The 10,734-nt window shown below is 62.5% G+C and carries 13 protein-coding genes and 1 tRNA gene; 5 read left to right on the top strand and 9 right to left on the bottom strand.

Annotated elements, in window-relative coordinates; all coding sequences use genetic code 11:
• Positions 1-198, top strand: a 198-nt coding sequence (locus tag EA473_RS15965) for an integrase core domain-containing protein (protein ID WP_165875238.1), incomplete at its 5' end; no start/stop codon positions are given.
• A 244-nt stretch (positions 199-442) separates the two neighbouring features.
• Positions 443-703, top strand: a complete 261-nt coding sequence (locus EA473_RS15960; RefSeq protein ID WP_124196650.1) for a HalOD1 output domain-containing protein — start codon at positions 443-445, stop codon at positions 701-703.
• Between the two features lie 203 nt (positions 704-906).
• On the opposite strand, the gene EA473_RS15955 is transcribed toward EA473_RS15960, so the two are convergent.
• A complete protein-coding gene (locus EA473_RS15955) occupies positions 907-1,731 on the bottom strand; it encodes a cobalt-precorrin-7 (C(5))-methyltransferase (protein WP_124196649.1) in 825 nt (274 codons plus the stop codon).
• Positions 1,732-1,795: 64 nt separating this feature from the next.
• Entirely contained in the window at positions 1,796-2,773 is a 978-nt protein-coding gene (fen, locus tag EA473_RS15950) for a flap endonuclease-1 (RefSeq protein WP_124196648.1), read from the bottom strand.
• 124 nt (positions 2,774-2,897) lie between these two features.
• Here fen and EA473_RS15945 point away from each other — a divergent pair, with 124 nt between their 5' ends.
• Entirely contained in the window at positions 2,898-4,301 is a 1,404-nt protein-coding gene (locus tag EA473_RS15945; protein WP_124196647.1) for an outer membrane protein assembly factor BamB family protein, read from the top strand.
• Positions 4,302-4,665: 364 nt separating this feature from the next.
• On the top strand, positions 4,666-5,214 hold the full coding sequence (locus EA473_RS15940) for a hypothetical protein (protein WP_124196646.1): 549 nt from the start codon (positions 4,666-4,668) through the stop codon (positions 5,212-5,214).
• A gap of 33 nt (positions 5,215-5,247) precedes the next feature.
• On the opposite strand, the gene EA473_RS15935 is transcribed toward EA473_RS15940, so the two are convergent.
• Positions 5,248-5,838, bottom strand: coding sequence for a GNAT family N-acetyltransferase (locus EA473_RS15935; RefSeq protein WP_124196645.1), 591 nt, complete (start codon positions 5,836-5,838; stop codon positions 5,248-5,250).
• Between the two features lie 227 nt (positions 5,839-6,065).
• Between EA473_RS15935 and EA473_RS15930 the strand changes: the two genes are divergently transcribed.
• The gene (locus tag EA473_RS15930) at positions 6,066-6,617 is read left to right on the top strand and encodes a hypothetical protein (RefSeq protein WP_124196644.1); all 552 of its coding nucleotides are present in this window, start codon (positions 6,066-6,068) and stop codon (positions 6,615-6,617) included.
• 565 nt (positions 6,618-7,182) lie between these two features.
• Here the strand turns inward: EA473_RS15930 and EA473_RS15925 are convergent.
• From EA473_RS15925 to EA473_RS15900, 6 genes are all read right to left on the bottom strand, one after another.
• Positions 7,183-7,689, bottom strand: coding sequence for a hypothetical protein (locus tag EA473_RS15925; protein ID WP_124196643.1), 507 nt, complete (start codon positions 7,687-7,689; stop codon positions 7,183-7,185).
• Entirely contained in the window at positions 7,690-8,268 is a 579-nt protein-coding gene (locus tag EA473_RS15920) for a winged helix-turn-helix domain-containing protein (protein WP_124196642.1), read from the bottom strand.
• A gap of 271 nt (positions 8,269-8,539) precedes the next feature.
• A complete protein-coding gene (locus tag EA473_RS15915) occupies positions 8,540-8,881 on the bottom strand; it encodes a site-specific integrase (protein WP_243645280.1) in 342 nt (113 codons plus the stop codon).
• 392 nt (positions 8,882-9,273) lie between these two features.
• Positions 9,274-9,344: transfer RNA gene (locus tag EA473_RS15910), tRNA-Gly, on the bottom strand.
• Positions 9,345-9,394: 50 nt separating this feature from the next.
• Complete coding sequence (locus EA473_RS15905) at positions 9,395-9,814, bottom strand: hypothetical protein (RefSeq protein ID WP_243645279.1); 420 nt, start codon at positions 9,812-9,814, stop codon at positions 9,395-9,397.
• Positions 9,815-9,973: 159 nt separating this feature from the next.
• Entirely contained in the window at positions 9,974-10,693 is a 720-nt protein-coding gene (locus EA473_RS15900; RefSeq protein ID WP_124196641.1) for a class I SAM-dependent methyltransferase, read from the bottom strand.
• Between the last annotated feature and the right edge of the window lie 41 nt (positions 10,694-10,734).

The following is a 10,734-nucleotide window of genomic DNA, read 5'->3' as shown; positions in this document are numbered from 1 at the left end:
CTCAACTACAGCGACCGAAACCACGTCGAAAAGTGGTTTCAGACCGTCTCAATGCGGATCGACCGCTTTCACTCCTTCTGGCGGGGCAGTCCGGCCAGCGCAAGACGCTGGCTCAGACGCTTCAGACACCATTATAACCACGATCGACCGAATCAAGCGCTCAATGGTCGAACACCGGTCGAGGAGGTGCTGAACTAGACAGTGCCTATGGATCTAACTATTAACTTGAAAGAGGATGCGAACGTGGAACTTGGTGAAGCCGATATCTGTGTCTTGGGAAACTCCATCGAATTTAGCGTCGAGGGAGAGATATCCGGCCTATCTTCCGAGCTGTTGACAGAATTCACGGATCAACAACTCTCACCTGTCGAAATTACGTTCGAACGAGAGTAATACGTATCGAAACCATTATACGCGAGATACATGAGTACGGAATATAGGAATGACCGAGCGGGATACCGGATCTAGATCACCATCTGCTTCTCCACCCGACAGTGTTCAAGTAGTTGAAACGATCGCGGATCATCTCGAGACGACGCCGCTCGAGGCCGACTTTACGCTCGCGGAGTACGTGGAACCGGACGCCCTCGACACGCTACTCGAATCCGACACGGAACAACTCGTCGTCGCCTTCACGCTCGAGGAGCTGCTCGTCACCGTCGCGAACGACGGAACGATCGAAGTTAGAGACGTCGACGACTGAGACGGATTACTGTAACGATTACCGGCGCACCCGCCGCCCAGGTCGCGGGTGCGCCGGTAATGACGTACAGTAAACCGTATGAGACAAACGATTGTTCGTCCTTGCCGCGTCAGTTCGGCCCGCTCCCGGGCGCTCGAGAGGTCGCTTCGTTAAGTACCGTTCCAACCGTCGACAGATGACCGAAACCCTGCAGAGGATCCCTCTCACTCAGCAGGCGACGCTTCGTACGGTACCGGACGACGAACTGCGAGGACCACCAGATCGGAAAACGGCGTGTCGTCTCTTCCGTTCCCGCCGGCGTACTCCGCGAGTTCCGACAGCGGAAACCGGTGGATCTGTTCGTCTTCGAGAGTTAGTCGCTCCAGTACCAGTGCCTCGAGGTCCGGCTCTGCGCCCGCCTCGAGCAACGTCGCGGCGAGATCACCCGGCATCAGGTCGTACGGACGGGGCAGGACGAGCAGGTGGCGTTCGCCGACGGTGCGTTTCAACCGGTCCACGTCGGCCTCGAGGTCACCGCTTTTGTGGAGCGTGACGAACTCCGCCTCTTCCATCGGCGTTCGAGCGCGACTCGCAGCGATCTGAAGCGATGATATGCCGGGGACGACGCGGACGGTCGACCGCTCGACCCCCTCGCGGTCGGCTTCGCGTTCGACGGCGTTCTGGACCTTGCCGACGAACTGGTAGCCGGAGTGGTTTGGATCGCCCATCGCGACGGCGACTCCCGTCTCCCCCGCGGCGACGCGCTCGCCGAACGTCGAGAGGGTTTCGGCTTCGTCCCGGTAGCCACAAGTCAGTACGTCCGCATCGGTCCGGTCCTCGACGAACGCCACGACGGTCGAAAACCCGACGACGACGTCGGCTTCCCGAATCGTCCGCTCGGCGCGGGGCGTGAGGTACTCGGGGTTTCCCGGCCCGATCCCGACGACGTGGACGACCGCTTCCGAGCTGGCTTCGAAATCCGGTTCGGGCGTTGCGGCTGCGAACGTCGCCGGATCCGGGCCGGACTCGAGGTCGTACCCGTCGGTCATCGACGATTCCTCGGACCGCCTTTCAGCTGGCATCGGCCCTCCCGTCTTCGGCGCTCTGTGACGGCTACGTCCATCGATCGAGCCCCGTCTGCGTGACGCTCTCGTCGATCCGTTCGAAGCCGCGTTCGACCTCGGACGGGTCGACCCCCCACTCCTCGGTGACGTACGCTCGCGCAGCCTCGAGGTCGGGCTCGAGGTCCGGGTCGAAGGAGTAGTCGTCGGTCACGTTCGGCTGCCGAAAGAGCTCGCGGACGCGGTCGCCGTACTCGACATCGTCGCCGCGGGCCTCGAGGACGCTCCAGAGGTCGCCGTGTTCGGTAATTTCGGAAATCGCCGTCTTCGGGCCGATTCCCGTAACGCCCTCGTTGAAGTCCGTCCCGATGAGGATCGCCGCGTCGATGAGCTGTTCTAAGGTCAGGTCGTGGTGGGCGAGGGTGGCCTCGAGATCCATCAGTTCGGGATTGCCCTTGCTCGTCAACTGGCGCAGCGTCAGGGGCGCGCCGAAGAGCAACGCGTCGTAGTCCTCCGAGCCGACGTAGTCGGCGTCGCCGCGTCGAGCCATGTGCGCCGCCTGTGCTTCCCCCTCCGCGGGCGCTTCGACGATCGGCACGTCGAGTAGTTCGAGGAGTTCGCGACTCGTCTCCTGGATCGTCGGCGTCAGCCGTTGCGTGCGGGATTCGAGCTGGGCGATCGCGAGTTCGTCGCCCTCCTCGCGGGCGACCTCGAGCTGTTCCTCGTACGTCTGGCGTTGTTCTCGCCGGGATTCGATCTCGTCTTCTTTGAGTTCGGAGGGGCCGCCGTCGAACACCATCACCGGGGTGACGTCGTTCTCGAAGAACTTCGGGAGCCCCTGGACGATGCCGACCAGGTTCGCTACCTCGGTTCCGTCGGCGGTCGTGTACGTGTCGCTTGCGGTCCACTTGACCGTCGTCGTCAGATACCGGTAGAGCCAGTTGTGCGCGTCGACGGCGACGATCCCCTCGACGTCGTCGAAGGGAATCTCCTCGATGACGGCGATGTCGCGTAGTGCGGCGTTTCCCATTGTGACCGTATTGGGGCGACCGGGATTTGAATCGTTGGCTTCCGGACCGGTTTCGACTCGGATCGATCGAGACGGAACACAAACGACTTTTACCGACGGATATGTATCGGAACCAATACGTCGAATGACTCGAGCCCCCCACCTTGACCGCCGAGCGGTGCTCGCGACCGCCGGTTCGATCCTCCTCGCGGGCTGTCTCGGTTCCGGACGGCCGCCGTCGCTCCTCGAGGCCGATCCGACACCCGCGACGCGCGAGGCCGACTGGCGGATGTACGGGCGTGACCCGGGACGGTCGCGGTTCGTTCCGGACGCGTCGCTTCCGCGAGACGGTGTCGACGTCGCCTGGCAGCGGTCGACCGGTGCGTCGGGATGGCTGCCACCGATCGTGGCGACCGGTACCGTCTACTGCCAGTATGCGAACGGGCTGTTCGTCCTGGACGTCGAAACCGGCGAGGGAAGCCTGGCAAAGACCCACGGCGGGTTCGGCCGCGGGACCGGGCCGATGGCGTTCGGTTCGACGGAACTCTACCGGGACGGCGTGTTGATCGTTCCGTACGGCGACCCGGTCGGCGGATACGCCGCCGACCCCGACGGGTGGCCGGCGGAAGTCGACGGGCTGGGCGAACGGCGATCCCGGTGGTGGACCGACGGTGAAACTGCCACCCCGGAGTTTCCCGGGGGTTCGGCGGCCGATTTCCCGTGGCTCGCGTCGCCGGTCGTCGCCGACGGGTCGGTCGTCTCGGTCCATCCGACTGCTGGCATCGTCTCCGCCGTCGACGGCAACGACGGGAGCCCACGCTGGCGATACGAACTCGAGAACGCGGACCTCGATGCCCAGTACCCGTTTACCCCGCTCGGTCACGTCGTCGATACCGCCTCCGGAACGGTCGTCGTGATGGGACGGATCGCCGGCAGACCGGCGTACGTCGGGATCGACCTCGCCGATGGCAGCCTCGAGTGGACCGACGGCGAGGACACGGCGAGCGAACGTGCAGTCGACGAGCAGGACAGTCTGTCCGCTCGCGACGGCTCGGTTTACTCGGTGGACAGGGCGGCTTCCGGTCGGGAGCTTCGGGTTCTCGAAGTCGACGCGGCGACCGGCGATCGCGGCTGGGAGCGCCCGCTCGCGAGAACGGGTCACGTCGGCATCGCCGTCGACGAGACGACGGTGTTTCACGTCGGACTCGAGGCCGACGGGGGGAGCGACCCGTTCGCTGTAACGGCTCTCTCGCGCACGGACGGCACCGTTTACTGGGAGACGACGGTCGACGATTCGCCTGGAAACGTCTGGAGCGCCCACGCACCGCCGCCGACCGTCGCCGGGGAGCACCTCCTCGTTCCCGGCGGGCTGGGACTGCACGCGTTCGACCGACGCTCCGGTGACCACCTGTGGACGTTCACCGAGACGGTCGGGACCTCCGGGGGCGGCGAAACGGAGCGCGCGGGGTTGACACCCGCTGTCGTCTCCGACGATCGAATCGTCCTCGGCACGACGGTCATGCTCTACTGCCTCGAGGGGGGTCGATAAGATAGCCGGGACCGGCACTGACGGCGGCGGTGGCGTCGCGGAAGAGCCAAGCGCGCCGAATACGACCGCCGACGGATCCGGTTCGACCGACCGATCCGGAGCCGGCCGGCCCGACCCGATCGCCGGCGTCGACGTCCGTTCGATTCTCCGTGGCGCGATCGGTTCCCTCCGAACGCGACCCGCGCTGGCTCTCCCGTTCGTCCTCGCCGGACTCCTGGGTGCGACGAGTACGATCGGGCGGCTCGAGAGCCGGTATCCGATCGGAATCGCCACCTTCCCCCGACGCGGACAGCTCGTCTTCTCTGCACCGCTCGTTCCGGATCTCGAGCCGGCTATCGAGATCGGACCCTCCATCCTTCCCGGGATGAAACCGACGTTCCTCCTCGGATTGCTCGGGTGGCACCTCGCACTGGCGGGCGTCGCCGTGACCGCGTTTGGAACCGTTCTCTGGCTTTCCTCGCCGGAGACGACCGGCGTCGTGGTCCCGCTCGAGCGGATCGGCTGGCTCCTCGCGTTCGCGGTGGTCGTCCAGGGGGTGTTGTGGGGAGTGACGTTCCTTGCAGGCCTGTCGGGAACCGGAACGCTCGGTCTCGTCGCGCTGATTCTTTTCGTCGTCGTTCCGGTGTCGATCGCGCTCTTTCTGACGCCCGGCTTCATCGTCCTCGGCGGAACCCGACCGATAGAGGCGACCCTCGAGAGCCTCGAGTACGCCCTCGCCAATCCGAGTTCGACGACGATACTGGTGGTGGGCCTCGGATATATCGGCTACGCGCTAACGGGGCTCGGCTCTCTCGTTTCGTCGACACCGCTCGGACTCGTCGTCGGGACGGTTGCGAGCGTCACCGTGGCGGGGACGTTGGACGCGACGATCGTTGCGACCACATACCGGCGGTGGACGGACCAGGCGAGGTGATTAGGAGTTCGGCCGGTCTGCCGGCAGTCCAGATCAGTCGATCGGCGACGGCGGATCGTCGCCCCGACGCGACGCGAGAAACTCCGCTTCCGGCCTCGAGAGGTCGCGGTCGCGAAACTCCTCGAGGCCCGCCTGATAGCGCTCCCGGGTGGACGGACCGCCCTCGCACGCGGTCTCAGCAGTTCCATCGTCACCGTTGATTTCGCCATCTCCACTCGCCTCGAGTGAGGGCGGGTACTCGAGGACCAGTTCGGCGATTCCGGAGGTGTCGCCGGTGTACTCGAAACCGGTCCGGTAGAGCGCCTCGTAGGCGAAGGGGTTGTTGACGGCGATCCGAATTCGGTCGTAACCGCGCTCGACACCCCGGTCACGGACCAGCGCGAGTAGCAGGGGCCCGATCCCCTCCCCGCGACGGTCCCGGTCGACCGTCACGTACCGGATCCACAGCGTCCGCTCGTCGGTCCGGTCCTCGTTGAACGAGGCTGCCGCGACGATCCGCCCCTCGTCTCGAGCGACCGCCTTTCCCGTGTTCGTCATGACGAACTTGCCGGCGTAGCTGAAGCGCTCGTGATCGAGTCGGAGTTTCGGCCCGTCGGGCGGCCAACCCAGTAGTTCACACTCCACGTTCGGGTCTGCGGCGTCGGCGATCAATACAGTGTCGGCTGTCGGCGACGGGCCGGCGCCGGATGGGACGCCGGCTCTCGTACAGCACTCCGTTGCGTGTAATAGGCCGGCCGATCGCACGGGTGTCGACCGCAACCGTCTCCGCGGACGACGTGAGCGGTCCGATACTCGACCGGGCTCTTGCCGGACAAACGCTTTTGCCGTCGTTCGTGGTAAGCCGGGGTACCATGAGCGCCGAATCCGACACCACGTCCGCGTTCGGGATCAGTAGCCAGTGGGGATGGCCGATCGGCGGGGCCCTCGGCGGGGCGGTCGGAGCCGCGGCCTTCGGGATCCTCATGTGGGTGTTCGATCCCGATATTCTCACGGCCGCGATACCCGCGATCTACGGCTTCGAGCCGGTCGGCGTCGCCGGCTGGGGCATTCACATTGCTCACGGGATCGTACTCGGAATCGTCTTCGGCTTTCTCGTCACCCGTGATCTGATCCTCGGGGCCGTAACGATGAATCCGGAAACCGACGTGCTCTCACAGACCGCCATTGCGGCCCGGATCGTCGCCGCGGGGTTCGTCTTCGGGCTCGCGATCTGGGCGATCCTTCCGTTGATCGTCCTCCCGGTGTGGCTCGAGGCGATCGGAACCGAAGCCGCCGGCGAGTTCCCGGCGATCGCCGTCGAAAGCCTGGTCGGTCACCTGCTGTTCGGGACCGTCCTCGGGATCGTCTTCGCCGCAACCGTCGACGTCTCCGATCGGTCGCCGGGGAATCCGTTCGAGGAGTGATACGGATTGCTGTAACTGTTTACCGCTACACCCGGTGAACGGGTCCGGGGTGTAGCGGTAATGACTTACAGCAGACCGTATGAGTCGGTCGGTTGCGCTGTGGCTTCTCTCACTCATAATCCCTCGTACGATTGCTGCGGCTCACGAATTTGTTCGCCGCAGCAATGCGCGGACCGGGATTTGAACCCGGGCCATGAGCCTGGAAGGCTTGTATCACAATCTGTGTGATTTCACCCATCAAACAGGTGCCAAATCGACGCCGACCGACACAGATTCAACGATCGTTTCGCCGGTCATCCTGCCCCCGTATTGTATTTTCCTTCGTCGACGTTCCTGGTTTCCTCGACTCGTAATACTATCTAGGAATTTACAAAGAACGGTGTCGTGAGCTTCGGGGCTTACTCGAACGTAGAGGCATAGTACGGATCGTTGATCCTACTTTCCTGATCGACGACGAACTCGAGGGCATGACGCCTCATGCGGATCGTGAGCGATTGCTGCGGTTCATCGGGAGACGCGGGATGGACCGTCACTGGGAGATCTACGACACGATAGGCGACGAATCCTAAAACTCCGTCTCGGGATCGTACCGAGCCCGGATGATCCTCGGCAGTCGCGTTCGCGTCACTTCCCACAGTAGTCCGACGGGAGTGTCTTCCAGAAAGTCGACACCCTGGTACCGGTAGTCGCTCTCCGGCGAGGCCCGCTGCTGAAAGTGGTCGAACGGGATGTCTGATTCCTCCGGATGCGGTTGTCGATGCCAGCCGCAATCGTAGCCCGACGACTCGACGTAGTGGAATTTGAACTGGTCGTCGATCCCGGGCGGATGCGTCCACCAGTTAATCTCGAGTCTGGCTTCGTCCGCGCCGACGAGCCCATCGACCAGGATCTGCGTATCGAAGCGAGCGACGAGTTTCCGGTCTTTCTGGTCGCGTGTCGGTCTGACGATTACCGTCTCGGTCGCGGGATGGTGGTTCAGATTGATCCGTAACTGCTCGAAGATCCGACCCCGACGACCGGATAAACTGATCGGGTCAGATCCGCCATCTGCCAGCAAAGCCCCGGGAGACATTTATACAGCAGAATCTACCGGCGGTTGGTAATGCTCGCTGAATTTCTCGTATCGCTCGAGCGCTTCCTCTGCTATCGAGATCATGTGCGAGTGTGAGTCCCACTCAGAAGCCTTTTTGAAGTACTCCCGTGCCTCCGTCGAGGAGGTGTCTTCGGCCGTCGCGAGTTTCCGCAGTTCGTCTGGGCTCTCGACACCGTACGTATCCCCGAGTTCCTCGATGTCCTCCTTTGCGGTGACCGCTATCGTCTCGATCTCGTCGCGAGTATGTTCCTCGATCAATTGTGACACTACTTTGAACCGCTGGTACGCGGCATCGGGATAGTACGTCTTCGCACCTCGCTGTTCGACTGCACTTAGGACATGCAGATCGACCAACCGCTCGAGGTGACTCCGTGCCGTCGTCGGTGATACCTCGGCTTGCTCCGCAATCCAGTCCGCCGTCCGCGGTTGTTCGAGTGTCAACGCGACCGAAATCACGCGGTCGACTCCCGGCATCTCGTCCGTCCATTCGTCGGTGTGTTCCGCCTCGTCTCCGATCTCGATCGCTTCGGGTGGTGCCAGAGATTCGTCGTCAGCCATATTCTAATCTATTATTTGGCTTCGAGAACAATAACTTTATTCCCACACCAATTATGCGGCCTTCAGATAGAGTTTCAACTATCAATCTATCGTGGGTACCGGGTCAGCGAACTTCGCATATCCGAATGTCAACCCAATCAATCTGGTTCGCTTCATGTAAATAGTAATTAACCCATCTGCTCGAGAGCCTCTTTTCGTTCCTCGATCGGCGCTTGATCGTACCGGACCGTAGATTTGATCGATCGATGGCGCAGTTGCGCTGCGGCCGCCTTCACTGCCAGTTCGTTAGCATGTACGTCCCGACGCTATGGCGCATCGAGTACCACGTCAAGTCGCGATCCGCCACTGCGATTCCGGCTTCTGCACAGATTTCCCGAAATATTCGGTTCAGTGATTCGGTCGAGTACGGGTTTTCGAACCGGGTGAGCCAAAGCTGCTCCGTATTCTCGTATTTGTCCCGCCAACTCCGCTCTTCGATCCACCGTTCGACTGCCATCACCGTTCGATCCGACAAGCTACACCGCCAGTGTTCCGTATTCTTTGCCGAGTCTTCCTTTGGAATCCGTACTACGCTGTTCGACGTGTCTATCCACGACGTCGTCGCTCGCCGCACTTCGATCGGACGCAGCCCGACGTCCAGGGTCGTCCACAGTAGCGACGGGATCTTCCAGCTGTTCGCGGCTTACGTCGTTCGGACGCTGCGACTCGTGTGCATTAAATCCTCTATCGCGAATTTTCTCCTCACGTTCGTTCGTCGAAAAGTGCGCGGACCGGGATTTGAACCCGACTGCGAGACGGTCGATCACTGCGTTCGCGCTGCGACTCGCGTGCTTCATATCCCTCTATCGCGCATTTTCTTCTCACGTCCGTTCGTCGAAAAGTGCGCGGACCGGGATTTGAACCACCGGAAGACGGTCTCGCTCGCTTCGCTCTCGAGCGTGCGACTTCCGTAATTCAAATCCCTCGTACGATTGCTGTCGCTCGCGAGTTTGCTCGCGACAGCAATGCGCGGACCGGGATTTGAACCCGGGCCATGAGCTTGGAAGGCTCAGGTCCTACCACTAGACCATCCGCGCTCGGTACTTGGATTTCGGTGCGGCCGATTTAAGACTCTTCTCATTTCGAGTCAATCGTCGGCGGGCGTCGGATCCACACCACCACCCCCGACAGCGATTTCGGTCTGGACCGCTGCCTGCCAGGTCATGATGAGCATCGAAACCAACAGCAATCCGCCCCAGAGGAACGCAGTCGGGTGGAGAACGCTGATTCCACCGCCCACGGCCAGCCACGGGACGAGCGGAAGCCCCCACTGACCGGGGATAAACGTCCAGGTAACGACGGTCTCGAGCGTCCCCGTTACGTTGAGCGCCGGAATGGCGAACGCGAGAACGATCGCGAGAATCGAAAGCACGCCCAGGTGCGCGTGACCCCCGATCATCCACGCTGGAACGCCCTCTCCGGTTGCGTTCAGGACGTTTTGGTACATACCGACCCCCATCATTACCGTCAGGCCCAGAAAGCCCGAAACGGTGAGTGCTCTTGACATACAGTCCGTAGACTATATTCAGATTTCTTAATATTTTCTGTCGAGGTAACCGGCCAGGTGGTTCGAAAGGCGTCCCTGGGGGGTCGACGTTCGCGATCTAGCAACACCTTTCAAATGCAGATTCAGTGATGAAATCTGGACTTACACAGAGCAAGACATTTATAATCGATTCGTCCCCTGATCGTCCGTTTCCCGACGGTTCGAACCGGAGACTGTCGCATAACAGTTCCCGCTCGAGAGTTCCCACTCGAGAAGGTCGAGGTCGCTGTTCCGGAGGTCGGCCTCGAACTCGTCGGGTGCGTAGATGTGGTAGAATCGATCGACGGGCGTTCCGCCGGGGAGCGTCCACTCGACGGTGGTATCGAAGCCCTCCGTTCGGTCGAAGCGGTCGTGTGCGGTCGACCACGCACTGACTAGCGCCCGACCGTCGGGGGCGAGCACCCTGGCGAGTTCGTCGAGGCTGGCCACCCGCGTTTCGCGGGTTGGCAGGTGGTGAAGCGTCGCGACGTAGACGGCGAGCGAAACGGTGTCGGCGGCGAGCGGGAGCGACGCTGCGTCCCCCTCGAGCAGTTCGACCTCGAACCCCCGGTCGGCCGCGCGGGCCCGTCCAGTCTCGAGGAGGCCGCGACTGGCGTCGACGCCGACGACGGACTCGATGCCGTCGACGTCGGCGAGTAGTTCGGCGTGTCGACAGTTCCCACAGCCGACGTCGAGACCGACGCCGTCGGAGGAAGGGGCTGGATCCTGCGCGGAAACGAACGACTCGACTTCGGGCCAGGCGTACTCTCGCGTGGCGGCGAAGTGCGTCGCGATCCGGTCGTAGGTGGCGCGAACGTCCGCCCGTTTCGGACGGCTCCCGTCGCCGTCTTCGTCGGCCATGGGAGATGTCGGCGTGGAACTCGCAAAAAGCGTTCGACTGC

It is taken from the genome of Natrarchaeobius chitinivorans (genome assembly GCF_003841505.1).
In the GTDB taxonomy this organism is placed as follows: domain Archaea; phylum Halobacteriota; class Halobacteria; order Halobacteriales; family Natrialbaceae; genus Natrarchaeobius; species Natrarchaeobius chitinivorans.
Note: the sequence above shows the minus strand (reverse complement) of the source record. Positions and strands in the feature narration are given on the sequence as shown.